The organism is Marinobacter sp. DUT-3 (genome assembly GCF_050379435.1).
Classification (GTDB): Bacteria; Pseudomonadota; Gammaproteobacteria; order Pseudomonadales; family Oleiphilaceae; genus Marinobacter.
The window spans coordinates 151,172-175,774 of the sequence record NZ_JBNRMG010000010.1 but is presented as its reverse complement, the minus strand read 5'-3'; the positions used below and the strand labels follow the sequence as shown (position 1 = coordinate 175,774).

21 protein-coding genes and 1 other RNA gene are annotated in these 24,603 nt (G+C 58.5%); 7 read left to right on the top strand and 15 right to left on the bottom strand.

Translation table 11 applies throughout. The annotated features are described in order from the left end of the window. Positions 1-39: 39 nt before the first annotated feature. Positions 40-1,983 (bottom strand): ATP-dependent zinc metalloprotease FtsH, encoded by a 1,944-nt coding sequence (ftsH, locus tag ACQUWM_RS15235; RefSeq protein ID WP_407002660.1) that lies wholly within the window; start codon positions 1,981-1,983, stop codon positions 40-42. Between the two features lie 149 nt (positions 1,984-2,132). Beyond that, positions 2,133-2,753, bottom strand: a complete 621-nt coding sequence (gene rlmE / locus ACQUWM_RS15230) for a 23S rRNA (uridine(2552)-2'-O)-methyltransferase RlmE (RefSeq protein ID WP_297790788.1) — start codon at positions 2,751-2,753, stop codon at positions 2,133-2,135. Positions 2,754-2,921: 168 nt separating this feature from the next. Here rlmE and yhbY point away from each other — a divergent pair, with 168 nt between their 5' ends. Then, on the top strand, positions 2,922-3,233 hold the full coding sequence (yhbY, locus tag ACQUWM_RS15225) for a ribosome assembly RNA-binding protein YhbY (protein ID WP_407002661.1): 312 nt from the start codon (positions 2,922-2,924) through the stop codon (positions 3,231-3,233). Between the two features lie 66 nt (positions 3,234-3,299). On the opposite strand, the gene greA is transcribed toward yhbY, so the two are convergent. From greA to grpE, 7 genes are all read right to left on the bottom strand, one after another. After that, entirely contained in the window at positions 3,300-3,779 is a 480-nt protein-coding gene (gene greA / locus ACQUWM_RS15220) for a transcription elongation factor GreA (protein WP_407002662.1), read from the bottom strand. A 4-nt stretch (positions 3,780-3,783) separates the two neighbouring features. After that, positions 3,784-6,999 (bottom strand): carbamoyl-phosphate synthase large subunit, encoded by a 3,216-nt coding sequence (gene carB / locus ACQUWM_RS15215; protein ID WP_407002663.1) that lies wholly within the window; start codon positions 6,997-6,999, stop codon positions 3,784-3,786. A gap of 97 nt (positions 7,000-7,096) precedes the next feature. Then, positions 7,097-8,221: a glutamine-hydrolyzing carbamoyl-phosphate synthase small subunit gene (gene carA, locus ACQUWM_RS15210; protein ID WP_407002664.1), complete on the bottom strand. Its 1,125-nt coding sequence runs from the start codon at positions 8,219-8,221 to the stop codon at positions 7,097-7,099. 242 nt (positions 8,222-8,463) lie between these two features. Continuing rightward, positions 8,464-9,264: a 4-hydroxy-tetrahydrodipicolinate reductase gene (dapB, locus tag ACQUWM_RS15205; protein WP_407002665.1), complete on the bottom strand. Its 801-nt coding sequence runs from the start codon at positions 9,262-9,264 to the stop codon at positions 8,464-8,466. 11 nt (positions 9,265-9,275) lie between these two features. Then, positions 9,276-10,400, bottom strand: a complete 1,125-nt coding sequence (dnaJ, locus tag ACQUWM_RS15200; protein ID WP_407002666.1) for a molecular chaperone DnaJ — start codon at positions 10,398-10,400, stop codon at positions 9,276-9,278. 79 nt (positions 10,401-10,479) lie between these two features. After that, entirely contained in the window at positions 10,480-12,405 is a 1,926-nt protein-coding gene (dnaK, locus tag ACQUWM_RS15195; RefSeq protein WP_428922708.1) for a molecular chaperone DnaK, read from the bottom strand. A 141-nt stretch (positions 12,406-12,546) separates the two neighbouring features. After that, positions 12,547-13,140 carry a nucleotide exchange factor GrpE gene (gene grpE, locus ACQUWM_RS15190; protein ID WP_428922707.1) on the bottom strand — a complete coding sequence of 198 codons (594 nt, stop codon included), beginning with the start codon at positions 13,138-13,140 and terminating at the stop codon, positions 12,547-12,549. Positions 13,141-13,381: 241 nt separating this feature from the next. Here grpE and recN point away from each other — a divergent pair, with 241 nt between their 5' ends. Then, positions 13,382-15,061, top strand: coding sequence for a DNA repair protein RecN (recN, locus tag ACQUWM_RS15185; protein ID WP_407002669.1), 1,680 nt, complete (start codon positions 13,382-13,384; stop codon positions 15,059-15,061). Between the two features lie 96 nt (positions 15,062-15,157). On the opposite strand, the gene fur is transcribed toward recN, so the two are convergent. After that, a complete protein-coding gene (gene fur, locus ACQUWM_RS15180) occupies positions 15,158-15,568 on the bottom strand; it encodes a ferric iron uptake transcriptional regulator (RefSeq protein WP_407002670.1) in 411 nt (136 codons plus the stop codon). 122 nt (positions 15,569-15,690) lie between these two features. Here fur and ACQUWM_RS15175 point away from each other — a divergent pair, with 122 nt between their 5' ends. Further along, on the top strand, positions 15,691-16,017 hold the full coding sequence (locus ACQUWM_RS15175; protein ID WP_406987610.1) for an outer membrane protein assembly factor BamE: 327 nt from the start codon (positions 15,691-15,693) through the stop codon (positions 16,015-16,017). Positions 16,018-16,023: 6 nt separating this feature from the next. Here ACQUWM_RS15175 and ACQUWM_RS15170 read toward each other — a convergent pair whose 3' ends face one another. The 3 genes from ACQUWM_RS15170 to ACQUWM_RS15160 all read right to left on the bottom strand — a co-directional run bounded on the left by ACQUWM_RS15170 (position 16,024) and on the right by ACQUWM_RS15160 (position 18,440). Beyond that, positions 16,024-16,305, bottom strand: coding sequence for an RnfH family protein (locus ACQUWM_RS15170; protein WP_407002671.1), 282 nt, complete (start codon positions 16,303-16,305; stop codon positions 16,024-16,026). Continuing rightward, positions 16,302-16,748, bottom strand: a complete 447-nt coding sequence (locus ACQUWM_RS15165) for a type II toxin-antitoxin system RatA family toxin (protein ID WP_407002672.1) — start codon at positions 16,746-16,748, stop codon at positions 16,302-16,304. The genes ACQUWM_RS15170 and ACQUWM_RS15165 overlap by 4 nt, the downstream gene beginning before the upstream one ends. 72 nt (positions 16,749-16,820) lie before the next feature. Next, the gene (locus ACQUWM_RS15160; protein ID WP_428922706.1) at positions 16,821-18,440 is read right to left on the bottom strand and encodes a sodium-dependent transporter; all 1,620 of its coding nucleotides are present in this window, start codon (positions 18,438-18,440) and stop codon (positions 16,821-16,823) included. A gap of 180 nt (positions 18,441-18,620) precedes the next feature. On the opposite strand from ACQUWM_RS15160, the gene smpB reads away from it, so the two are divergent. The 4 genes from smpB (at position 18,621) to ACQUWM_RS15140 (ending at position 21,954) form a co-directional block, all read left to right on the top strand. Continuing rightward, positions 18,621-19,100 carry an SsrA-binding protein SmpB gene (gene smpB, locus ACQUWM_RS15155; protein ID WP_406987614.1) on the top strand — a complete coding sequence of 160 codons (480 nt, stop codon included), beginning with the start codon at positions 18,621-18,623 and terminating at the stop codon, positions 19,098-19,100. A gap of 150 nt (positions 19,101-19,250) precedes the next feature. After that, positions 19,251-20,672 carry a wax ester/triacylglycerol synthase family O-acyltransferase gene (locus ACQUWM_RS15150; protein WP_428922705.1) on the top strand — a complete coding sequence of 474 codons (1,422 nt, stop codon included), beginning with the start codon at positions 19,251-19,253 and terminating at the stop codon, positions 20,670-20,672. Between the two features lie 84 nt (positions 20,673-20,756). Next, positions 20,757-21,121, top strand: a transfer-messenger RNA (tmRNA) gene (gene ssrA / locus ACQUWM_RS15145). A gap of 236 nt (positions 21,122-21,357) precedes the next feature. Beyond that, positions 21,358-21,954, top strand: coding sequence for an exopolysaccharide biosynthesis protein (locus tag ACQUWM_RS15140; protein WP_428922704.1), 597 nt, complete (start codon positions 21,358-21,360; stop codon positions 21,952-21,954). 15 nt (positions 21,955-21,969) lie between these two features. Here ACQUWM_RS15140 and ACQUWM_RS15135 read toward each other — a convergent pair whose 3' ends face one another. Next, the gene (locus tag ACQUWM_RS15135) at positions 21,970-22,851 is read right to left on the bottom strand and encodes a hypothetical protein (RefSeq protein WP_428922703.1); all 882 of its coding nucleotides are present in this window, start codon (positions 22,849-22,851) and stop codon (positions 21,970-21,972) included. Positions 22,852-22,897: 46 nt separating this feature from the next. Next, on the bottom strand, positions 22,898-24,568 hold the full coding sequence (locus tag ACQUWM_RS15130) for an acetolactate synthase large subunit (protein WP_428922702.1): 1,671 nt from the start codon (positions 24,566-24,568) through the stop codon (positions 22,898-22,900). Between the last annotated feature and the right edge of the window lie 35 nt (positions 24,569-24,603).

Below are 24,603 nucleotides of genomic sequence, written 5' to 3'. Positions count from 1 at the left end.
GTCGTCAGATAAAACAGACTGTTATCAGGTTAGCCGCCGTCAGTGTTCGCCGGCGGGGCGACCGACACCCGGCTGCTTCCCGTCATCCGAGCCTTTCGACGCAGGCGCCGACTCGGGCTCGTCAGAGGACACACCACCGGTCGGACCGCTGTCTCCCCAACCTTTCGGTGGACGAGGCTCCCGACCTTCCATGATGTCGTCAATCTGATACCGGTCAATGGTTTCGTACTTCATCAACGCATCGGCCATCAGGTCCAGCTTGTCGCGGTTTTCAACCAGTAGCTGCTTCGCCTTCTCGTAGCACTCATCAATGATGTTGCGAACTTCCTCATCGATGCGTTGCGCCGTTTCAGGCGAGTAAACCGTCTGAGCCTGGCCCGCAGAACGACCAAGGAACGGCTCTTCGGAGTCAGTATCATACTGCAGAGGCCCCAGCTTCTCGGACAGACCCCAGCGGGTGACCATGTTACGAGCCAGGCTGGTCGCACGCTCGATGTCGTTAGAGGCGCCGGTGGTCACGCCATCGAAACCAAGCGTCAGCTCTTCGGCAATACGACCACCGAACAGGCTGCAAATAGAGCTGATCAGAAAACGCTTGCTGTGACTGTACTTGTCCTCTTCCGGCAGGAACATGGTGACGCCCAGGGCGCGACCACGGGGAATAATGCTCACCTTGTAGACCGGGTCGTGCTCCGGCATCAGGCGCCCGACAATCGCATGTCCGGACTCATGGTAAGCCGTATTCCGTTTTTCCTTTTCACTCATCACCATGGACTTACGCTCGGCGCCCATCATGATTTTGTCCTTGGCGAGTTCAAACTCCTCCATGGACACCAGGCGCTGGTTACGGCGCGCTGCAAACAAAGCAGCCTCGTTCACCAGGTTGGCCAGATCGGCACCGGAGAATCCAGGGGTACCACGGGCAATCAGAATCGGTTCCACACCGTCCGCCAGCGGCACTTTTTTCATATGCACCTTGAGGATCTGCTCACGGCCGATGATATCCGGCAGACCGACCACAACCTGACGGTCAAATCGGCCCGGACGCAACAGCGCGGGATCAAGCACATCCGGGCGGTTGGTTGCGGCAATGACGATAACGCCTTCATTGCCCTCAAAGCCGTCCATTTCCACCAGTAACTGGTTCAGGGTCTGCTCGCGCTCGTCGTGACCGCCGCCCATACCAGCGCCACGGTGACGACCGACCGCATCGATCTCGTCGATGAAGATAATGCAGGGGCTCTGCTTCTTGGCCTGCTCGAACATGTCACGGACACGGGACGCACCCACACCCACGAACATTTCCACAAAGTCGGAACCAGAGATGGAGAAGAACGGCACCTTGGCTTCACCGGCGATGGCCTTGGCCAGCAATGTCTTACCGGTACCCGGCTGTCCAACCATCAGCACACCCTTGGGAATACTGCCGCCCAGGCGCTGGAATTTGCTTGGATCCCGCAGGAAGTCCACCAACTCCTTGACGTCTTCCTTGGCCTCATCAACACCGGCCACATCACCAAAGGTGGTCTTGATCTGATCCTCGCTCATCAGCCGAGCCTTGCTCTTGCCGAACGACATGGGGCCTTTGCCGCCACCACCGCCTTGCATCTGCCGCATGAAGAACACGAACAGCGCGATGATAATCAGAATGGGGAAGGCAGCGACCAGTAGCTGAGTCCAGAGGCTCTGGCGCTCCGGCTCCTTGCCGATAACTTCTACTTGATTTGCCAGCAGGTCATCCATCAACTTGTTGTCGGACACCTGGGGTCGGATAGTCTGGAACTGGGAGCCGTCTCCACGGGTACCCTGAATCTGCAAACCATCAATGGTGACCTGACGGACCTGTCCGTCCTGTACCATTTCGACAAACTGCGAATAATTGACCTGTTGTCCGCTGGTGGTGGGAGTAAAGTTCTGAAACACCATCAGCAGTACGGCGGCTATAATTAGCCAGAGAACCAGATTTTTTGCCATATCGTTCAAGGATCGTCACCTGTGAATTGAAAGGTTGACCGTCTTCAGGGAAACCTTTTTGAACACCTTACACCAATTGTACGCCGCTCCACCACAATCAGCCCATCCGTATCAGCCACAGAGCTCACCGGACACCCGGGCCAACGAGACTTCACGAATCAGCCTCTGAAGCCCTTGCAGACCTGATAGATCTCCCGGGATCTTGCCCTGGAGGAATCGGGCTTGCGACTTACAACCGTATTAAAGCTCTTCCGCATATCAGCCAGCAGCGCATCAAAACCCTCGCCCTGAAACACCTTGGCCACAAACACTCCCCCGGGCCGAAGCACCTGTTGAGCCATATCCAATGCCAGCTCAACCAACCCCATGGCCCTGGGAATATCAACGGCAGCCATACCACTCATATTGGGCGCCATATCGGAAATTACAACGTCTGCCTTTCGATCTCCCAGAATTCCCAACAATTCTTCCAGCACCGAATCCTCGGTGAAATCGCCCTGGACAAAGTCCACACCGGCGATCGGATTCATCGGCAAAATATCGCTGGCCACCACAATACCCTTATCCCCGACACGCTCCATCGCCACCTGGGACCAGCCACCCGGGGCTGCACCCAGATCCACAACGACCTGACCAGGTCGGAACAGCCGGTCCTTGTCGTCCAGCTCAATCAGCTTATAGCTGGCACGGGAACGATAGCCATCTTCCTGGGACTTTTTGACCCAGACATCATCGAAATGTTCCTTGAGCCAGCGATCACTGGTTTTTGAACGGGCCAAAACAAACCTCCGGAATAAAACAGCAGCAGATGCGCAACGGAACGTCCTGGTACGTGGTAATGGCCATTTCTCCACCGTTCCGATCTGTTACAATCCGCCGATTATACGATTTTGGCGGCCATTACGCCGCTGACGTTTTGTTAATTGCATCCATTAAGAGATTACATCATGAGCCTTTCACCGGAACAGCGCCGGGAGTACCGGGGCATCGCCCACAACCTGAAGCCCGTCATCATCGTTGGCGACAAAGGCCTGTCCGAGGGGCTCCAGGAAGAGCTTGAGCGAGCCCTGAACGACCACGAGCTGATCAAGGTCAAGATTGCCAGCCCCGACCGGGAAGTACGCCAGGAAGCCATTACCCAACTGTGCAAGGACTCCGGAGCCGAACTGGTCCAGACCATTGGCAAGATCGCGGTCATCCTGCGCCGCGCCAAAAAGCCCAACCCCAAGCTGTCCAACCTGCTTCGCAACAAAAGCTGAGCACACGGAAGCAACAAAAAAGCCGGCAACGAACACTCGCTGCCGGCTTTTTTCATGGATGGAGCCTCAGATGTGCTCTACGTCCTCGATTTCATACTCCACAGTGCCAGACGGCACGCGAATGGCGACAACGTCACCCTCGCTCTTACCAATCAGCGCCCGCGCAATCGGTGAGGAGATCGAGATCTTGCCAGCCTTGATATCGGCTTCGTCTTCGCCACAGATCTGGTAAACCACCTGCTCGTCGGTGTCGACATTCAGCAAATGCACCGTCACGCCGAAGATCACCTTACCGGTATTCTCGATGGTGTTGACGTCAATTACCTGGGCCGCGGACAACTTGCCCTCAATCTCCTGGATCCGACCCTCGATAAAGCTCTGCTGCTCCCGGGCAGCGTGGTATTCCGCGTTTTCCTTAAGATCGCCATGCTCACGGGCATCGGAGATGGCAGCAATCACCCTCGGGCGATCTTCGGACTTCAGCTTCTGAAGCTCCTCGCGGAGGCGGGTTTCACCCGCCTTTGTCATGGGTACTCTGTCAGCCATAATCTTACTTTCCTGCGTGTAGATCCTGAAGGCGGCGAACGGTGCGCTCGGGGCCAAACTTGATGGCCCGACAGAATGCTTCGCCACCCGCCAGAGTCGTTGTATAGGTTACCTTGGACTGCAAGGCGGACTGGCGAATCTGCGCCGAGTCGGAAATGGCCTTGCGCCCTTCGGTGGTGTTAATGATCAGTTGAACCTTGCCGTTCTTGATGGCATCCACAATATGCGGACGGCCTTCACGGACCTTGTTCACCCGTTCGACCTCGATACCCGCCTCTTTCAGGGCTTTTGCGGTACCAGTGGTAGCAATGAGCTTGAAGCCGGCATCCACCAGATCCTGTGCAACCTCGGCAGCTCCGGGCTTGTCCACATCCCGCACGGACATGAAGGCAGTACCCTGGTCCGGCAGGCGCTCGCCAATCGCCAGCGCAGCCTTGGCGAACGCTTCGTCAAAGCTGTCACCGATACCCATCACTTCACCGGTCGATTTCATTTCCGGGCCGAGGATCGGGTCCACCGCCGGGAATTTATTGAACGGGAACACGGATTCCTTCACGGCGTAATAGGTCGGCACAATCTCCTGAGTAAAGCCAAGTTCCGCCAGGGATTTACCAGCCATGACCCGTGCGGCCACTTTCGCCAATGACACACCAATCGCCTTGGACACGAACGGCACGGTGCGGGACGCCCGCGGGTTGACCTCGATCACGTAGATCTTGCCGTCCTGCCAGGCCAGCTGGACGTTCATCAGACCCACAACATCAAGCTCAATTGCCATCTTGCGGACGGCTTCGCGCATTTCGTCCTGCACGTCTTTTGGCAGGGTATACGGCGGCAGCGAACAAGCGGAATCACCGGAGTGAACCCCGGCCTGCTCAATGTGCTGCATGATACCGCCAATCACCACTTCCTTGCCGTCGGAGATGGCATCAATATCCACCTCAATGGCGGCATTCAGGAAGTGATCCAGCAGTACCGGACTGTCATTGGAAACCAGAACCGCACTGCGCATATAGCGCACCAGCTCGTCCTCGTCATAGACGATTTCCATCGCCCGGCCACCCAGCACGTAGGACGGACGCACCACCAGCGGATAGCCAATTTCACGGGCTGCCAGGATACCTTCCTCGTGGCTGCGCACCGTGGCGTTCTCGGGCTGCAACAGCCCAAGGCGACCAATCATCTGTTGGAAACGCTCACGGTCCTCGGCGCGGTCAATGGCATCCGGGCTGGTGCCGATGATCGGCACGCCAGCCGCTTCCAGACCGCGGGCCAGTTTCAGCGGCGTCTGCCCGCCGTACTGGACGATCACACCCCTGGGCTTCTCGACGTTGATGATTTCCAGCACGTCTTCCAGGGTGATCGGTTCGAAATACAGGCGATCAGAGGTGTCGTAATCCGTTGACACCGTCTCCGGGTTACAGTTGATCATGATGGTTTCATAGCCATCTTCACGCATGGCCAGGGCCGCGTGAACACAACAGTAATCAAACTCGATACCCTGACCAATACGGTTCGGCCCGCCGCCAATGACCACGATTTTATCGCGATCGGAGGCGTCCGCCTCGCACTCTTCCTCATAGGTGGAGTACATATAGGCGGTATCAGACGCGAACTCGGCGGCACAGGTATCCACCCGCTTGTAGACCGGGCGGATATTGAGATCGTGGCGCAGCTTGCGCAGGCTGACCTCGGAAATGCCCAGCAGCTTGGCCAGACGGGCATCGGAGAAGCCCTTGCGCTTGAGGCGGAACAGAGTATCGCGGTCGATATCGGCCTTGCCGGCGGATTTCAGCGCCTGCTCTTCGCGGATCAGGTCTTCAATCTGTACCAGATACCAGGGGTCGACGTGGGTATTATTGAATACGTCCTCGACCGTCATACCGCACCGGAAAGCGTCGCCGATGTACCAGAGACGCTCCGCGCCAGGCACATTCAGCTCCTGCGTCAGGGTTTCCTGTCCGTCGGTCGTCGCACAATCCACCTTCTCCTCAAAACCTTCAGAGCCTACCTCCAGGCCACGCATGGCTTTCTGCAGGGACTCCTGGAAGGTGCGACCAATCGCCATGACCTCGCCCACAGACTTCATCTGGGTGGTCAGGCGCGCGTCGGCCTGGGGGAACTTCTCGAAGGTGAACCGCGGAATCTTGGTGACCACATAGTCGATGCTGGGCTCGAAGGACGCTGGCGTGACGCCACCGGTGATTTCATTGCGCAGCTCGTCCAGGGTGTAACCAATGGCCAGCTTGGCCGCGACCTTGGCAATCGGGAAGCCGGTGGCTTTCGATGCCAGTGCGGACGAACGGGACACCCGCGGGTTCATCTCGATCACCACCATGCGGCCGGTATCCGGGTTGATACCGAACTGCACGTTGGACCCGCCGGTTTCCACACCGATTTCACGCAGTACCGCCAGCGAGGCGTTCCGCATGATCTGGTATTCCTTGTCGGTCAGGGTCTGGGCCGGCGCCACGGTGATGGAGTCACCGGTGTGTACCCCCATGGCATCGAAGTTCTCGATGGCACAGACGATGATGCAGTTGTCGTTCTTGTCGCGGACAACTTCCATCTCGTATTCTTTCCAGCCGATCAGTGACTCGTCGATCAGCAGCTCGTTGGTCGGGGACAGATCCAGACCACGGGTACAGATTTCCTCGAACTCATCGCGGTTGTAGGCGATGCCGCCGCCGGAGCCACCCATGGTGAAGGACGGACGGATAATGCACGGAAAACCGATATCATCAGCCACTTCCCAGGCTTCCGCCATGGAATGGGCGATGGTGGCGCGCGGACACTCCAGACCGATCTTCTTCATGGCCTTATCGAAGCGGTCGCGGTCTTCGGCCTTGTCGATGGTGTCAGCGTTGGCGCCGATCATCTCCACGCCGTGCTTTTCCAGCACGCCGTGCTTCTCCAGATCCAGCGCACAGTTCAGCGCGGTCTGGCCACCCATGGTGGGCAGAAGAGCATCCGGCTTTTCCTTCTCGATGATCTTTTCGACGGTCTTCCAGGTAATCGGCTCGATGTAGGTGGCATCGGCCATTACCGGATCGGTCATGATCGTTGCCGGGTTGGAGTTAACCAGGATGACCCGGTAACCCTCTTCCCGCAGGGCCTTGCAGGCCTGGGCTCCGGAGTAGTCAAACTCGCACGCCTGACCGATCACAATGGGGCCGGCGCCCAGGATCAGAATACTTTTAATGTCGGTACGTTTTGGCATCTCTTGGTAAACCTGTCAGCAACTTAAAAATTCTTGCATCGCAATTTGCGGCGCCCGTTTCACTCAGGAAGCGTTAACCGGGAACAAACCCGGAAGCTTATCGGGCTTCCATCAACCGGATAAATTCATCAAACAGCGGCGCCACGTCATGGGGGCCGGGGCTGGCTTCCGGATGGCCCTGGAAGCTGAAGGCCGGCTTGTCGGTACGGCGAATGCCCTGCAGGGAATCGTCAAACAGGGATTTATGGGTCGCCTCCAGGTTCTCCGGCAGGCTGGCCTCATCCACTGCGAACCCGTGGTTCTGGCTGGTGATCATCACCGTGCCGTCTTTCAGGTTCTGGACCGGGTGGTTGGCACCGTGGTGGCCATGCCCCATCTTGATCGACCGGGCGCCGCTGGCCAGGGCCAGCAACTGATGGCCAAGGCAGATACCGAAGACCGGAATCTCGGTTTCCAGCACTTCGCGGATCGCGGTGATGGCGTAGTCGCAGGGTTCAGGATCACCGGGGCCGTTGGACAGAAAAATGCCGTCCGGATTCATCGCCAACACTTCGGAGGCCGGAGTCTGCGCCGGTACCACGGTGATGTCGCAGCCTCGCGCCGCCAGCATGCGCAGGATGTTCAGTTTGACGCCATAGTCCCATGCCACCACTTTGAAGCGGGATTCAGTGCGCTCACCGTAACCTTCTCCCAGAGTCCATTCGCTCTGGCTCCAGGTCCAGGTTTTGCCGGAGGTGACTTCTTTCGCCAGGTCCATGCCTTTCAGGCCCGGGAAGGCGTTAGCCAGCTCCAGCGCCCGATCAGCGGTCGCACCCTCACCGGCCACTACCGCGCCGTTCTGGGAGCCCTTGTCGCGGAGGATCCGGGTCAGACGGCGGGTATCGATGTCTGCAATGCCCACGATATTGTTTGTTCGCAGGTACTCGTCGAGGGTGCCGGTGCTGCGCCAGTTGCTCGCGATCAGGGGAAGATCACGGATGATCAGGCCCGCGGCCTGGACGCGGTCTGACTCTACGTCTTCTTCGTTCACACCGGTGCTGCCGATGTGCGGGTAGGTCAGTGTGACAATCTGGCGGGAGTAGGACGGATCGGTCAGGATTTCCTGGTAACCGGTCATGGCGGTGTTGAACACCACTTCGCCGCTGGTTTCTCCCTCAGCGCCAATGGCGGTGCCGTAAAACAGGCTTCCGTCTGCGAGTGCAAGGATTGCAGGTGTGCTCAAGGCTTGTATCCTCATCGAGTGGCGTATAAGTTCGTCACGAACAGGAACGCAAGCGCAAATTCAGGTCGCAAAAAAGCGAGAGGGAGTCTCAACTCCGTCCCGCTTTTTTGTTTTCCCCGGGAACGTTTTCGGTTCCCTGACATTTTCAAAGCTACGCTTGGTGCAGTTAAACCGCCTTATTGTAAAAAATATGGCGCTTTATGTCCATCTGAAATCTTCCTCGTAATCCGACAACCCAATCCTCACTTCAACCCCAAAACATCCTGCATATCATAAAGCCCTGCCGGCTTGCCCTGCAGCCACAACGCCGCCCGCATGGCACCCTTGGCAAAGGTCATGCGACTGCTGGCCTTGTGGGTTACCTCGATACGCTCACCTTCGGTGGCAAACAAGACAGTATGATCACCGACCACATCGCCGGCGCGGATGGTTTCAAAGCCGATTTCCTTGCGGGTGCGCTCGCCGGTAAAGCCTTCGCGGCCATACACCGCGCACTCCTTCAGGTCACGGCCGAGGGCATCGGCAACCACTTCGCCCATACGCAGCGCCGTGCCTGACGGCGCGTCTTTCTTGTGGCGGTGGTGGGCTTCGATGATTTCCACGTCGTAGTCATCACCCAGCGCTGCCGCGGCGGTGCGCAGCAGGTTGAGGGCCACGTTGACACCAACACTCATGTTGGGCGCAAACACCACGGGAGTGGACTCGGCAACCACGGCCAGCTGCTCTTTTTCAGCATCCGTCATGCCGGTGGTGCCGATCACGATCATCTTGCCGTTGGCTTTGCAGAACTCGGCATTTTCCAGGGTCAGGTCCGGGAAGGTGAAGTCGACAAGCACGTCAAAGTCGCCCTTCACGTCCGCCAGACTGCCAGCCAGGGTCACGCCGGTTTTGCCAATGCCACTCAGTTCTCCGGCATCCGCACCGATCAGCGAGCTGCCCGGCTCGACGACGGCTGCGCCGAGCTCCAGGCCTTCGGTGCCCTCAACGGCTTCGATCAGAACCTTGCCCATGCGCCCGGCGGCGCCGATGATTGCTACCCTCATGTCATCTGTCCTCAGAATTTCATTTCATCAAAGAAACTTTTCACACCCTCAAACCAGGAGGTTTTCTTCGGAGCATGATGAGTGCCGTTGGTGCCGTCCAGAGTTTGCTGAAATTCTTCCAGCAGCTCTTGCTGACGCTTGGTCAGGTTGACCGGGGTTTCCACGATCGCGCGGCAGAGCAAATCACCTGCCGGACCGCCACGAACCGGGCTGACGCCCTTGTTGCGCAGACGGAAAAGTTTTCCGGTCTGGGTTTCCGGCGGAATCTTGAGCTTCACGCGGCCATCCAGCGTCGGCACTTCCAGCTCTCCACCGAGGGTAGCATCCACGATGCTGATGGGCACTTCGCAATACAGGTTGCGGCCATCACGGGTGAAGATGGAGTGCTCGCGAACGGCAATTTGCACATACAGGTCGCCCGGGGGACCACCATCAATGCCCATTTCACCTTCGCCAGAGAGGCGAATGCGGTCGCCGGTATCCACGCCGGGCGGAACCTTGACGGAAAGGGTCTTCTCTTCCTGCACCCTGCCCTGACCATGACAGGCCTTACAGGGGTTCTTGATGACCTGGCCCGAACCACGACAAGTGGGACACGCCTGCTGCACCGTGAAGAAACCCTGCTGCATGCGAACCTGCCCCATACCGTTACAGGTGCCACAAGCTTCCGGGCGGGAACCTTTTTCCGCACCGCTGCCATCGCAGGTATCGCACTCTCTGTGGCCCGGGATGCGGATCTGGACGGTCTTGCCTTTGACCGCTTCTTCCAGATCCAGCTCCAGGGTGTAACGAAGGTCGGAGCCACGGGTATTGCGGCCACGGCCTCCGCCACCGAAGATATCCCCGAATACGTCACCAAAGATATCGGAGAAGCTGGCGCCGCCGCCTCCGAATCCACCGCCGGCCTGGCCATCAACGCCCGCGTGACCGAACTGGTCATAGGCGGCCCGTTTGGATTGGTCCGCCAGTATTTCGTAGGCTTCGCTGGCCTCTTTGAACTTGTTCTCGGCGTCAGTGTCGTCCGGGTTACGGTCGGGGTGATACTTCATTGCGAGCTTGCGGTAAGCCCGCTTGACTTCCTTCTCGTCCGCATCCCGGGAGATCCCGAGAATTTCGTAATAATCGCGCTTGGCCATGCTTTAAAACCCTGTTTTTAAAACGCGGAAAACGCGGGAGAACCCCCGCGTTTTCCAACTGCCTGATGTACGTCAGAATTTACCGCTTGTCGTCGTCTTTGACTTCTTCGAACTCAGCGTCGACTGCGTCGTCAGAAGACTGGGCCTGGGCACCTTCTTCCCCGCCAGCCTGCTGCGCCTGATCAGCCTGATCTGCGTACATTTTCTGAGCCAGCTCGGAAGACACTTCCGTCAGCTTCTGGGTCTTGGCCTCAATGTCCTCTTTATCGGAACCGGCCAGTGCTTCTTCCAGCTCCTTGATAGAGGCCTCGATGGACTCTTTCTCACTGTCGCTGACCTTGTCACCGGCATCGGTCAGGGTCTTGCGAACAGCGTGCACCATCGCGTCACCCTGGTTGCGGACCTGCACCAGCTCTTCGAACTTGCGGTCTTCCTCGGCGTTGGCCTCGGCATCGCGCACCATCTTCTCGATTTCGTCATCGTTCAGACCGGAAGAGGCCTTGATCACGATGGACTGCTCTTTACCAGTCGCCTTGTCCTTCGCGGACACGTTCAGGATACCGTTGGCGTCGATATCGAAGGTTACTTCGATCTGCGGCACACCGCGCGGCGCCGGCGGAATGTCGGCCAGGTCGAAACGACCCAGGGACTTGTTCTGCTGCGCCTGCTTGCGCTCACCCTGAACCACGTGGATGGTCACTGCAGTCTGGTTGTCATCCGCGGTGGAGAAGGTCTGCGACTTCTTGGTCGGGATGGTGGTGTTCTTGTCGATCAACGGTGTAGCCACACCGCCCATGGTTTCAATACCCAGGGTCAGCGGAGTTACGTCCAGCAACAGAACGTCTTTTACATCACCGGACAGTACGGCGGCCTGGATGGCAGCACCCATGGCCACGGCTTCATCCGGGTTAACGTCCTTGCGGGCTTCCTTACCGAAGAAGTTCTTCACTTTCTCCTGAACCATCGGCATGCGGGTCTGACCGCCGACCAGGATCACCTCGTCGATTTCGCCAACCTTGACACCGGAATCGTCCAGCGCGGTGCGGCACGGCGCGAGACTGCGCTCGACCAGCTCTTCCACCAGGGATTCCAGCTTGGCACGGGTGACCTTTACGTTCATGTGCTTGGGACCGCTGGCGTCCGCCGTTACGTACGGCAGGTTGACGTCGGTCTGCTGGCTGCTGGACAGCTCGATCTTGGCCTTCTCGGCGGCCTCTTTCAGGCGCTGCATGGCCAGTGAGTCACCGCGCAGGTCGATACCACTGTCTTTCTTGAACTGATCGGCAAGGTATTCGATCAGCTTCATGTCGAAGTCTTCACCACCCAGGAAGGTGTCACCGTTGGTGGCCAGCACTTCGAACTGGTGCTCACCGTCCACGTCAGCAATCTCGATGATGGAAATATCGAAGGTACCACCACCCAGGTCGTACACAGCCACGGTACGGTCACCGCTCTTCTTGTCCAGGCCATAGGCCAGGGCCGCAGCGGTCGGCTCGTTGATGATCCGCTTCACGTCCAGACCGGCGATCTTGCCGGCGTCCTTGGTGGCCTGACGCTGGCTGTCGTTGAAGTAGGCCGGTACGGTGATAACCGCTTCGGTCACTTTCTCGCCCAGGTAGTCCTCGGCGGTCTTCTTCATCTTCTTGATGACTTCCGCAGACACCTGCGGGGGCGCCATCTTTTCACCCTTCACTTCCACCCAGGCATCGCCATTGTCAGCCTTGGTGATCTTGTAGGGCACCATCTTGATATCTTTCTGAACCACATCGTCTTCAAAACGACGACCGATCAGACGCTTGATGGCGTACAGGGTGTTGTTCGGGTTGGTGACCGCCTGACGCTTGGCAGACTGACCTACCAGGGTCTCACCGTCTTCGGTGTACGCGATGATCGACGGGGTGGTGCGATCACCCTCAGCGTTCTCGATAACCTTGACCTTGTCACCATCCATGATGGCAACACAGGAGTTCGTGGTTCCCAGGTCGATACCAATAATCTTGCTCATTGATTCACTCCAATTCGTTTGTTCGATCCGATTGCGACATCGCCAATCCGATGCCAGCCAAAACTGTTTCGGGCTGTCAGCCCCGGCAATTCATTCCGGCGCCGCCTGTTTACTGCCTATATTGGCGCCTTAATTCACTTTTCAAGCCTGTTCATCGATTTTTGGTGCGTCCTCGGCCTTGGCCACCACCACCATCGCGGGCCGAACCAGGCGCTCGTTCAGGGTGTACCCCTTTTGCACAACCGCAACGACGCTGTTCGGCTCGGCGTCTGGCGCCGGCACCATGGACATGGCTTCGTGAAGTTGCGGGTCGAACGGCTCGCCGACCGGGTTAACCTGCTCCACGTTGAATTTCCCGAGGCTATTCATGAACAGGTTCAAAGTCATTTCCACGCCTTCGCGGATAGACGCCACCAACTCACCAGAGGCTTCCTGACCCTCGGTGCTCTCAACCGCCTTTTCCAGACTGTCTGCAACCGGGAGCAGTTCCTTCACGAACTTTTCCAGCGCAAATTTGTGGGCTTTCTCCACATCCAGCTCGGCACGGCGACGAACGTTCTGCATTTCAGCCTGGGCCCGCAGCGCCTGCTCCTGATACTCCTTAACCTGAGCCTGCAAGGCTTCGGTTTCAGAGGGCTCGCCAGCTGAATCACCTTCAGCGTCTTCCGCCGCTTCGGCCTCGGCAGCTTTCAGCTCTTCCTCAACCTGCTCGTTACGATTCTCGTCAGCACTCATGGCTACTCCTGGTCATTCATCCGCGACCGCAAACACGGTCGGTTATACATGTCATCCGGCCACGCCGGGCCGGATTAAAGAGGGTTGCGAACGAATATGGGGCCCGTTGCGTCGGTTTCAACCTTAACGAATGCATTTATGCGCAATTTCACACCTCTGAATTTGCAAACTAGAAAAACCCTGTATATATTCACAGTCACTGTATGTAACCACAGTATTTTCCAGAGCGGAGGTCACCAGCATGCTCACACAGCTCACCGTTTCCAATTACGCCATCGCAGAAAGGGTCGAACTTCAGTTCAGTAAGGGCATGACCGCCCTGACCGGGGAAACCGGCGCCGGCAAGTCCATTGTACTGGACGCCCTGGGGCTGGCGATGGGCGGGCGCGCCGATGCAGGCGCCGTGCGCCATGGTGCGAAGCGTGCCGACATCACCGCCTCCTTCGATGTGTCCCGCATCGACGAGGCCCGGAACTGGCTGGAGCAACACGAGCTGGACGACGAACATGACTGTATCCTGCGACGGGTGATCAGCAAGGACGGACGTTCACGGGCTTACATCAATGGTCAGCCCTGCCCCCTGGCGCACCTGAAAGACCTGGGCAGCCTGCTGATGGATATCCACAGCCAGCACCAGCACCAGTCCCTGCTTCGCAAGGAAACCCATCGCAAACTGCTGGATGAATACGCCGGTGTGGAAACCCTCGCTGCCGATACCCGCGATGCCTGGAAGACCTGGAACAAGACCCGCCAGCGCCTGACCGAACGCCAGCAAAACGCCGACGAGGCCGAAGCCCGGCTGCAGTTGCTCCGCTATCAGGTGGAGGAACTGGACCGCATGGCGCTGGAAGAAGGCGAACAGGAAAGCCTGGAGCAGGAACAGGAACAACTGAGCCACGCCGACACCGTACTTCAGAACAGCCAGCAGGCCGCCCTGCTCTGCACGGAAGAAGACAACAGCGCTGCAGATCTGGTTCGCCAGGCGCTGCAGCAACTGGAACACCTGCCCACCGAAGTGCCCGCTCTGGCGGACACCATTCAGATGCTGAACGAGGCACAGATCCAGATCAGCGAAGCCGGGGACAACCTGCGCCGCTTTGTCGAGGATTACGAGGCCGACCCGGCACGGCTGACCGAGGTGGAAGAGCGCCTGAGCGCCATCTACCAGATGGCCAGAAAGCACCGCATCACACCGGAAGAACTTCCGGAACTGCACCAGCGCCTGAGCGCCGAACTGGCCTCCCTGGATGACGGCGAAGGCAGCGTTGAGCAGCTGGAAGTCGAGCTGGAAGGCCAGCGCAACCGCTTCAACGAACTGGCCGGCCAGCTATCGGAGGCTCGCCAGCAGGCGGCCGCCAACCTCGACCAGAGGATCGCCGAGGAACTGGCACAACTCAGCATGCCGGCCGTGCAGTTTGTCACCCACTTGAACCGCAACGATGCCGGTGAGCCTGCCCCCCACGGACTCGAAGACGTGGAGTTCCTGGTCAGCGCCAATCCGGGCCAACCGGCACGCCCGCTGGCCAAAGTCGCCTCCGGCGGCGAACTGTCACGCATCAGCTTGGCCATTCAGGTAGTGGTCGCGCAAACCTCAACCACACCTACCCTGGTCTTTGACGAAGTGGATGTTGGCATCGGCGGTGGCACGGCGGAAGTGGTCGGGCGGTTGCTGAGAACCCTGGGCAACGATGGCCAGGTCATGTGCGTAACCCATTTGCCACAAGTTGCAGCCCAATGCCATCAGCACCTGTTCGTCAGCAAGTTTACCGAACAGGACGCGACCTTCTCGAAAATTGAAACACTGGACGATCACGGACGGATCAGCGAAGTGGCAAGAATGCTTGGCGGTGTCGACATGACTGAGCACACCATTGCCCATGCCAAAGAAATGTTCACCAAGGGGCAGGCAACCCATCACTGAGCGACAGAGCACATTCCCCTCTCGACCCTGAGAGCTATTAGGGCGGGTTAACACCCGCCCCTTTTTTGTTCGGTTATTGCGATTACGGAAAGAAAGTTACTTGCCGATCGGCTTGACGTAGAGAATCAGGCTGTGATCAATGATCTCAAAGCCACGCTCTTCAGCAATTTTCTTCTGGCGTTCTTCGATAATGGGATCGCAGAACTCAATGACCTCACCGGTTTGCGTGCAAACCATATGGTCGTGGTGATCATCACCGGCCATTTCGAACACTGCGTGCCCACCTTCAAAGTTGTGGCGAAGCACCAGTCCGGCGGCCTCAAACTGGGTCAGAACCCGGTAAACGGTCGCCAGACCCACGTCATCCCCTTGCTCCAGAAGCTTCTTGTACACATCCTCTGCGCTGAGGTGGTGTTCCTCGGAGTTTTCCAGAATGTTGAAAATCTTTACTCTCGGCAGAGTAACTTTCAGACCGACTTTTCGTAATTCGGCGTTTTCAGATGACATGTTACTATTCACTCGTTGGTGTGCCCCACGGCTTCCGGTATGATGAAGCCGCATTTATACGGTTAGACCGTGTCACACCTGCCCTTGGCAGGCGATTTCAAGATAGAGGATTTCCCCCGGCGATGCAAAAGCTCACAGCTCTCATTCTCACTCTCATCCTGTCTGGTTGTGCTTTTCCCGGCGTTTACAAGATCAACGTCCAGCAAGGCAACATCCTGACCGACGAGGAGCTGACATCACTGACTGAAGGCATGTCCCGCAGCCAGGTGCAATCTGTCCTGGGCAATCCCCTGATGGTCAACCCGGTTGATCCTTCCCGGGAGTACTACATCTACACCTTCCAGCGCCGCGGCGGTGACATCGAAGAGCAACGCGTCATCGTCTATTACGACAATGACCAGTACACCCACTACGAAGCACAGTTACTGGAAGAAACACCGGCCTACTAAGGCCGTTCAGGATTTCTTCTTCGCCCGGTTGAGCCGGGCCTGCTTGGGATCAATCTTCAGCGGCCGGTACAGCTCAACCCGGTCGCCCTCCCGCAGCTCATGTGCGGCGGGTGACTTGATGGCCTTTCCAAAGATTCCCATGTCATTGCTTTCAGGATCAACCTCAGGGAAGACCGCCACGATGCCTGACTGTTTGACAGCTTCCAGCGCGGTGGTTCCATCCGGCACCTCCAGGCTGATGATCTCCTGTTTGTCCGGGCGGGCATAGGCGACCTCCACACGAATCATTCCACCACTCCTGCATAGACCATATCCGCACGCCGGCAGAACGCATCCACCATGGTGTTGGCGGCCTGACTGAACACCGGGCCAAACGTCATGCGGGACAGCGAACCGGAGAATTCAAACTCCAGCGTCAGAATCACCTTGCAGGCATTGTCATCCAACGCCCTGAAATGCCAGCGACCGGTGAGATCACGAAACGGCCCATCCACCAGGCTCATTTCGATGGTGTCCGGATGGAACAGCTGGTTACGGGTGGTCAGACGCTGGCGAATACCACCCTTGGCTACGTCCAGGGAGGCGGTAATCTGCTCTTCGTCCCGGTCATGGATCTCCGCACCGGCACACCAGGGCAGAAACTCGGGGTAACGGGCAATGTCGTTGACCAGATGGAACATGCGCTCGGCGGAGTGCATGACCAGGGCTGTCTTGTCGATCTGATGAGGCATTGGAACCGGTTGTCCTGCTATCAAACATGCTTTGAAATCGCTGCCCCGGACGCTCTCACGCGGCAGCCGTATTCAGACGCTATGATAAAGGATATTGTCCTGTTTTGGGGCTTTTTCGTGGAACTGATCACCCCCGGCATCGTCGTCGTGCCTGGCGGGACGCGCCTCACCGCTGCTGGAGGCCGGCTGTGCAGGCTCACTCTGCTGCGGGGCATCGGCTTGCTGGCTCTTGGTGTCCGGCGCTTTGCCAGGGGTGGCAACCACGGGGCTGAGCTGACGGCACCACCTTGCTTTCTCGCCGCTGTCACACAGGTTGTCCAGCGAGAACAGCGTGTAGGATATCCCGATAAACGCCACCACAACCGGCAACACCAGGCGCATTACCCAGTACCAGATACGGCTGAACAACCAGGGCGTGTTCCCCAGAATGCGGAACGACAGCGAACGGGTCAGGCACCATCCGGTGAACAACGCGATCAGGATTGCCACCAACGGAATCAACAGCCCGCCAGTGATCAACTCCAGCCAGCGGAACAGCGTTCCCCCCGCAAGCTGGACATCGGCCCAGATGTTGAAAGACAGCAACGTACCCAGCCCGGCAAACCACACCAGCGCACCCATGATAAAGGCCGACCAGCCACGGGGCGAGCCAGTCCACTCCCGGAACCAGCCAATCACCGGCTCCAGCAACGCCAGAGAGGTTGTCCACACCACCAGCACCACCAGCAGGAACGCCGCCGCAATAATGAACTGGCTCCCCGGTAACGGGGCCAGCGCAACCGGCAGGGAAACAAACAACAGGCTGAAGCCGCGCTCGCCATCAAAGCTACTGCCCACCGTCGCCGTTGCGAAAATCAGCACGCCGGCCAGAATGGCAATCAGGGTATCCATCAACACCACCGCCAGCACCGATCGCTTCAACCTGACCCCGACCGGCGTGTAGGCGCCGAAGATGGACCACACCCCCATACCCAGCCCGAGCGTAAAGAAAGCATGGAACAGCGCCGCCTTGAGGCTGCCGAAACCCACGTCTTCCGGCCGGAACTCGAGAACCGTGGTAACCGCTCCCTCCAGACGACCATGCCACCCGGCCAGGGCAAACAGCGCCAGCAATAACAGCAGGGAAGCCGGCACCAATGCCCGAAAAACACGCTCCAGGCCTTTGACCACGCCCTGGATGGACACCCAGACGACCAGCACCATAAAGAACAGGTGCCACGCCATGAACATTCTGTAGTCGCGGGTATCCGATACCAGGTCCGCCAGCACAGCGGTCGCCTCCGCCTGCCCCGCTCCGCTGAACACCCCGAGCGCGCCAAAAAACACATAGGCCAGTGCAATGGAGCCAAACACCGCGGTATAGGAAAGCACCAGGAAGGCTGCGATTATGCTGAGGCGCCCGGCATACATCCACCAGCGCGAGCAACGCGCACTGCGTATGTAGCCGTCCAACGCCAGCACAATGCCGTGCCGGGAGTGGCGCCCCATGGCGGATTCAGTCACCATCAGCGGCAACGTCACCAGTAACAGGCAGGCAAGGTACAGCAGGATGAACAGCCCGCCGCCATGCTGGCCCGCCAGATATGGGAACTGCCACAGGTTGGCAAGCCCCACGGTGGCACCGACTGCGGCCCAGAAAAACGTCGATTTACGGGTCCAGGACCCGATGGGAGTCTCGTATGGTGCAGGCATTCAGCATTCCGACAGAGTTGAACCGCCCATTGTAGCGGATGATTCCGCCCTGCTACGACTACCAACCGGATCTATCACGCTGATTTCGTGACCGGTCTGGCACTCCTGGGCTACAATGCGCGCTTTCCCGGCGTGTATTATTCCCGGCAAATTCTATATCCGAACCCGGATTATCGATTCATGAGCAAAAAGAAAACCGGACCCCAGAGCAGTACCATTGCTCTGAACAAGAAGGCAAAACACGAATATCACATCGAAGAGCGCTTCGAGGCAGGCCTGGCCCTCCTGGGCTGGGAAGTGAAATCCCTGCGTGCCGGCAAGGCACAGCTGACGGACGCCTACGTGCTGCTCAAGAATGGCGAGGCGTGGCTGCTGGGCTCGCACTTTACCCCGCTGATTACCGCGTCCACTCACGTCATTGCGGACCCTACGCGTACCCGTAAGCTACTGCTGCACGCCAAGGAAATCGCCAAGATTGTTGGCAAGGTCAACCAGAGCGGCTACACCTGCATTCCCCTGGCCCTGTACTGGAAACAGAACAAGGTGAAATGCGAAATCGCCCTGGTGAAAGGCAAGAAGCTGTTCGACAAGCGCGCCACCGAGAAAGAGCGCGACTGGAACCGCCAGAAGCAGCGCATCTTGCGCGACGCCAACATCTGACTCCGGATGCGGCAAATCTGTGTCGCATCCGCACTCACTTTTACCTTTCACCTGATCGGCCTATACTCTTGGGTCCAATCGCCGATATGCCACAGGTCCGTGGCGAAGTTGTCCGTTCGGCAAATGGATTGCATCCTGAACGGAGGCCTCATGTCCCAGAGTAAAACCACCATGTCAGCCGTGGACAAATCCTGGCTGCGCATGGACAGTCCCGCAAACCCGATGATGATTTCAACGGTCCTGATCTTTGATCAGCCGATCTCCCTCAAGCGCCTGAAACGCACCCTGAACGAACGCTTCCTGTGTTTTCGCCGCTTTCGCCAGCGCGTTGTCCAGGAGGGGGAGCGGGTGTACTGGCAAGACGACCCATTGTTCGATATCGACAACCACATTCATCGCATCGCCCTGCCCGGCGACGGCAGCCAGGGCGAACTACAGGCACTGACCAGCGATCTGGCCAGCACAGCCATGGATCACCGACGCCCCCTCTGGCATATCCACTACATTGACGGTTACGAAGGCGGCTGCGCCCTGGTCGTCCGCATTCACCACTGCATTGCCGATGGCATTTCGCTGGTGCGGGTATTGCTCTCCCTGACCGACAACACACCGGAAGCCAAACTGAGCCGGATCGCTACGACTCATCCATCGACAGACAACTCAGTGGAGAGCAGTCTACGGCGCTTCAGCCAACGCGTGCTGGATAGCGGCCAGACCGCCCTGGAACAGGGCAAGCTCTTCCTGCACTCCATGCGGAAGGAGCCGGGCTACCCCGTCAAGATGGCCACGACAGCAGGCAACATTGCCATGGACCTGGTTAAACTGGGATTCGCCCGGTTCGAACCCAAAACCGGCTTACGCCCGCCCCTGAGTGGCCGCAAACAGGTGGCCTGGGCCGAGCCCCTGAGCCTTGCAGAAGTCAAACTCTGCGCCCGGGCGTTGCGGGGTACCGCCAATGACGTACTGCTTTGTGCGGCTACCGGTGCGCTGCAACGACACTTCCGGGAAATCGGGGAACACATCCCCGAGTGCGGCATTCGCGTTGCCGTGCCCTTTAACCTGCGCCCCCTGAAACAGCCCATCGAGACCCTCGGCAACCAGTTCGGGCTGGTACTGGTGTGCCTGCCGGTGGAAGTGAACTGCCCGCTTATGCGCTTCCGCCAGGTGCAGGAGAACATGAACCGCCTCAAACGCTCCTACCAGGCCCAGGTCACCTACAGCCTGCTGGATCTGTTTGGCCGCGGCCCCGATATTCTCGAGCGGCGAGCGCTGGCATTGCTGAGCAACAAGGCCTCCGCCGTGCTCACTAACGTGCCCGGCCCGAAAGAGGCGGTCTACCTGGCCGGCGCCAAACTCGTCCAGCCCATGTTCTGGGTGCCACAAAGCGGCAACATTGGTATTGGCATGAGCATTTTCAGCTACGCCGGCACCGTGCAGTTCGGCATCACCATCGACCGGGCCATCAACGCGGACCCTAACGCGGTGATGGGCTATTTCCGCGAAAGTTTCGCCGAATTGAGGGACGTCGCCCTCCAGCGAAACGAGCACGCAACTGCGCAAACGGCCAGCTGATAGGTACAAATCCCCCGGCTGGCGGAAAAACTAAACAAGGAAGTCCTTGAAGTTGAAGGAACCGGCCACATATACTGTGGGCAAGGGGACGACATGGCTTCGACGCTGGTGGCGAACCCTTGGGTGCATGTCGAGATGGCAGCCAATCTCGTTAATCCAAAGCTGCAACGCAATAGTCGCAAACGACGAAAACTACGCACTAGCAGCGTAAGCTGCTAGTCGTCCTGACCGGGTCGCCCGTAGCCCGGAAGCAACATCTCAGGACGTCATCGCTTACGGGATGCTCCGTTATCCAGAGTTCACTGGCTAACGGCTAAGATCTAAAGAACTCGGTTCTTGCACCCTGGCTCTCGGGTCGCTTGAACTTAAATCAATAGAGAGACGCTAAACATGTAGACCTCAAGGCTGAGTACTGGCGGACGCGGGTTCAATTCCCGCCGTCTCCACCAAACTCTCCGCGAAAAGCCCCTGATTTCAGGGGCTTTTTTTATGTCAGGACCAACCACACGTCCACACAAAGTAGCGCCCCATCCGCGTTCCGTGCACTCAAGCTAATTCCAGGCCCTTCACCTCCCGCGATGCCGATGGAGAATGATACTGTCTTCCGAGGCACCGGGATGGTAATTTTCAGTTTCCCAGGCAGATCATCAGCATCCGAATCAGCAGCAAGCGAGATACTCTGACTATGAAGGATGGCAACGACCCCACCACCATGAAGCAACTCCTTGACCGTATCCGGGCCTCCGGCGAAGGCGTGGAGCAGGTGTCAGTGGCGGAGATTCTGGAGGCGGTTGGGGAGCGGTCATTCGGGCCGGTGGTGTTGCTGGCCGGGCTGATTACACTGGCGCCGCTGATCGGGGATATTCCCGGGGTGCCTACGCTGCTTGGCCTGGTGGTGGTATTAACGTTGGGGCAACTGTTGTTCCAACGGCATTCGATCTGGCTGCCAAGCTGGATTTCCGGGCGGCAGGTACCCAGGGGCAAACTGGTGAAGGGCGTGGACTGGCTGCAGAAGCCGGCGCGGTTTCTGGATCGGGTGACAAAACCCCGGCTGACGTTTCTGGTGAATGGTCCGGGGCTTTATGCGATGGCGTTGATCTGCATGTCGGTGGCATTGGCCATGCCGGCCATGGAGGTGGTGCCTTTCAGCGCCAACGGCGGCGGAGCGGCGCTGATGGCCTTCGGGCTGGCGATTGTGGCCCGGGACGGTCTGGTGGCGTTGCTGGCCACCACGGTCACCGGGCTGACTTTCTGGCTTATTCTCGACAACCTGATTTTCTAGTCAGGCAACGGTGGGCTAGTTTTCGGAGCTCAGGCTTTCCTGCAGGTCCCTGAAGAACTGCTCGGTGTGCTCACGTATCTCCCGCAGCTTTACCGCCCACTCATCGCGGTTACGCTCAAGGGATTCACTGCTCACTTCCGCTAGCCGCTGGCCGGTTTCGGTCAGGGTATGGGTCGCATTGGCCAGGGCTTCGAGTGTGGGCTCGGCCAGCTCTTCGCTGCCGCTTTCCAGGTCCTTCGCCGCCTGTTCCAGGGTTTTTCGGTCACTTTCCGGTGCCTGGCGGTTTTCTTCCAACGCCCGGTTCACGGATTCTTCCAGCTCTTCCATGTAGTCCCGGAGTTCCTGGCCGTAGTCGTTCACGGCCTTGTCTGCGCGGCGGGCGACGTCATTGGAGTAGGCTTCCAGCTCGCGGGCCATGTCGCTCAGACGCTGCTCCATGTCGTCCGATGAGGATGAGAAGCTAGCGGTGATGCGATCACTGAGCTCGCTGATCTGCCCCACCAGGTCGCTGAATGGGGACGGGTTCATGATGGCCTCGCCGGTACGCTCGTAGTCCACTAGCCATTGGCCCTGAGTCTCGACCAGATACGTCATCACTTCCCGGCGCTCGTTGCCACTGGAATTCGCCGCCGGCAATCGGGTGACAATAGTCGCTTCGGTGCCGTCGATGACGATGCGACCGAAGGAAGGCACCACGTCGGCCCAGTCGCGATCGAAGCTGTCGAAGCCTTTGTCACTGCCCAGCGTGGAATATTCCACCACATCGCTGGTGTCGTTGTCGGCCATGGCCTGCCAGAAGGCGGAGGCGACGTCTTGCGGGGTGTTGGGCTTGCTGCAGGCGGCGACCAGAATGACCGCGGACACCCAGACTAAAACTTTCAACGCGGAGCGAACCATTCAACCGTTCCTCTGATGACTGATCGGGTTGCCGATCATACACCGGTTACAGGTTGCAGGTCAGCTCCGCCAGTTCCTCATCGAATACCCGCTTGTTCTCACTGTAATCCACCGGCACATCCACCAGATGCACGCCACCGGCGGACAGAGCAGACTCCAGGGTGGGCCGGAGGTCTTCCGTGCGGGCCACCCGGTGTCCGGTGGCTCCGTAGGATTGCGCATATTTCACGAAATCCGGGTTGCCGTAGTCCAGGCCGAAATTCGGAAAGCCTTCCTGAGACTGCTTCCACTTGATCATGCCGTAGGCATTGTCGTTAATAATCAGCACCACCAGGTTCAGGTTAAGGCGCACGGCGGTTTCCAGCTCCTGGCTGTTCATCATGAAACCGCCGTCACCACACACCGCCATTACTTTCAGGTCGGGGTAGAGCATCGCGGCCATCATCGCGCTGGGCAGGCCCGCGCCCATGGACGCCAGGGCATTGTCCAGCAGCACGGTGTTGTTGTCATAGGCCGGATAATTACGCGCAAACCAGAGCTTGTACATGCCGTTGTCGAGGGCAATGATGCCGTCTTCCGGCATGACCTGCCGAACGTCGTGGACAATGCGCTGGGGAATGATCGGGAACCGCGGGTCCTCGCTGCAGGATGCAAGGTGCTCGTCGACTGAGGCCTTCACCTCCATAAAACGGCTGAAATCGTGATTCTCACAAGGACCACAATGTTCGGCCATGTATTCGACGCTGTTGGCGATATCCCCCACCACTTCGTGTTGGGGAAAGTACACGGGGTCCACGTCGGCGGCGCTGAAGTTGACGTGGATGACCTGTTTGCCACCGGGTTTCATGAAAAACGGCGGCTTTTCCACCACATCGTGACCCACATTAATGACCAGATCCGCATGGTCGATGGCGCAGTGCACAAAGTCCCCGGCAGAAAGTGCGGCGTTGCCCAGATAACGGGGGTGGCGCTCATCCACTACCCCTTTGCCCATCTGGGTGGTGAAAAATGGAATGTTGCTGGTATTGACCAGGTGAATCAGCGCCTGGGATACCCGCTTTCGGTTGGCTCCGGCGCCGATCATGATCAGCGGGTGTCGGGCGCTGCGGATCATCTCGCAGGCCATTTCCAGGCTCTTGGTGCTGGCGGTTGGACGGCGGGCGTCGCTGGGCTGGAAGATGTGAGTGTCCGGCGCGGTCATTTCAGAGGCAATGTCCTCGGGCAACTCCAGATGAACCGCACCGGGGCGTTCTTCCGCAGCCAGCCGGAATGCTTCCCTGACTTTGGCGGGAACCGTGTTGGCGTTACTGATCTGGCGCGTGTATTTGGTCAGCGGGCGCATCAGGTCCACCACATCGAGGATCTGGAAGAGCCCCTGTTTGGAGGATTTGATCGGCTTTTGCCCGGAGATCATCATCATGGGCATGGCGCCCAGTTGGGCGTAGGCAGCTGCGGTGACCAGGTTGGTCGCCCCCGGGCCAAGGGTCGACAGGCAAACCCCAACGCGCCCGGTCAGCCGGCCATAGGTCGCCGCCATGAATCCGGCCGCCTGCTCATGGCGGTTGAGAATTAGCTGAATATTCGATTCCCGCAGCGCTTCCAGCAGGTCCAGGTTCTCTTCACCGGGAACGGCAAAGATGTATCGCACGCCTTCGTTCTCCAGCGCACGCACAAAGATTTCGGCACCGTTGAGGTTGTCTTTGGCCATGGCGGTCATTCAATCTCCTGATCCGATGAGTCTTTTATAGGTTG

What these genes read in the sequence shown, in the direction of transcription:
- yhbY (WP_407002661.1), top strand. Translation starts at nt 2,922, where the DNA reads ATGAGCCTTTCACCGGAACAGCGCCGGGAGTACCGGGGCATCGCCCAC.
- greA (WP_407002662.1), bottom strand. Translation starts at nt 3,779, where the DNA reads ATGGCTGACAGAGTACCCATGACAAAGGCGGGTGAAACCCGCCTCCGC.
- carB (WP_407002663.1), bottom strand. Translation starts at nt 6,999, where the DNA reads ATGCCAAAACGTACCGACATTAAAAGTATTCTGATCCTGGGCGCCGGC.
- dapB (WP_407002665.1), bottom strand. Translation starts at nt 9,264, where the DNA reads ATGAGGGTAGCAATCATCGGCGCCGCCGGGCGCATGGGCAAGGTTCTG.
- dnaJ (WP_407002666.1), bottom strand. Translation starts at nt 10,400, where the DNA reads ATGGCCAAGCGCGATTATTACGAAATTCTCGGGATCTCCCGGGATGCG.
- dnaK (WP_428922708.1), bottom strand. Translation starts at nt 12,405, where the DNA reads ATGAGCAAGATTATTGGTATCGACCTGGGAACCACGAACTCCTGTGTT.
- grpE (WP_428922707.1), bottom strand. Translation starts at nt 13,140, where the DNA reads ATGAGTGCTGACGAGAATCGTAACGAGCAGGTTGAGGAAGAGCTGAAA.
- recN (WP_407002669.1), top strand. Translation starts at nt 13,382, where the DNA reads ATGCTCACACAGCTCACCGTTTCCAATTACGCCATCGCAGAAAGGGTC.
- fur (WP_407002670.1), bottom strand. Translation starts at nt 15,568, where the DNA reads ATGTCATCTGAAAACGCCGAATTACGAAAAGTCGGTCTGAAAGTTACT.
- ACQUWM_RS15175 (WP_406987610.1), top strand. Translation starts at nt 15,691, where the DNA reads ATGCAAAAGCTCACAGCTCTCATTCTCACTCTCATCCTGTCTGGTTGT.
- ACQUWM_RS15170 (WP_407002671.1), bottom strand. Translation starts at nt 16,305, where the DNA reads ATGATTCGTGTGGAGGTCGCCTATGCCCGCCCGGACAAACAGGAGATC.
- ACQUWM_RS15165 (WP_407002672.1), bottom strand. Translation starts at nt 16,748, where the DNA reads ATGCCTCATCAGATCGACAAGACAGCCCTGGTCATGCACTCCGCCGAG.
- ACQUWM_RS15160 (WP_428922706.1), bottom strand. Translation starts at nt 18,440, where the DNA reads ATGCCTGCACCATACGAGACTCCCATCGGGTCCTGGACCCGTAAATCG.
- smpB (WP_406987614.1), top strand. Translation starts at nt 18,621, where the DNA reads ATGAGCAAAAAGAAAACCGGACCCCAGAGCAGTACCATTGCTCTGAAC.
- ACQUWM_RS15150 (WP_428922705.1), top strand. Translation starts at nt 19,251, where the DNA reads ATGTCCCAGAGTAAAACCACCATGTCAGCCGTGGACAAATCCTGGCTG.
- ACQUWM_RS15140 (WP_428922704.1), top strand. Translation starts at nt 21,358, where the DNA reads ATGAAGGATGGCAACGACCCCACCACCATGAAGCAACTCCTTGACCGT.
- ACQUWM_RS15135 (WP_428922703.1), bottom strand. Translation starts at nt 22,851, where the DNA reads ATGGTTCGCTCCGCGTTGAAAGTTTTAGTCTGGGTGTCCGCGGTCATT.
- ACQUWM_RS15130 (WP_428922702.1), bottom strand. Translation starts at nt 24,568, where the DNA reads ATGACCGCCATGGCCAAAGACAACCTCAACGGTGCCGAAATCTTTGTG.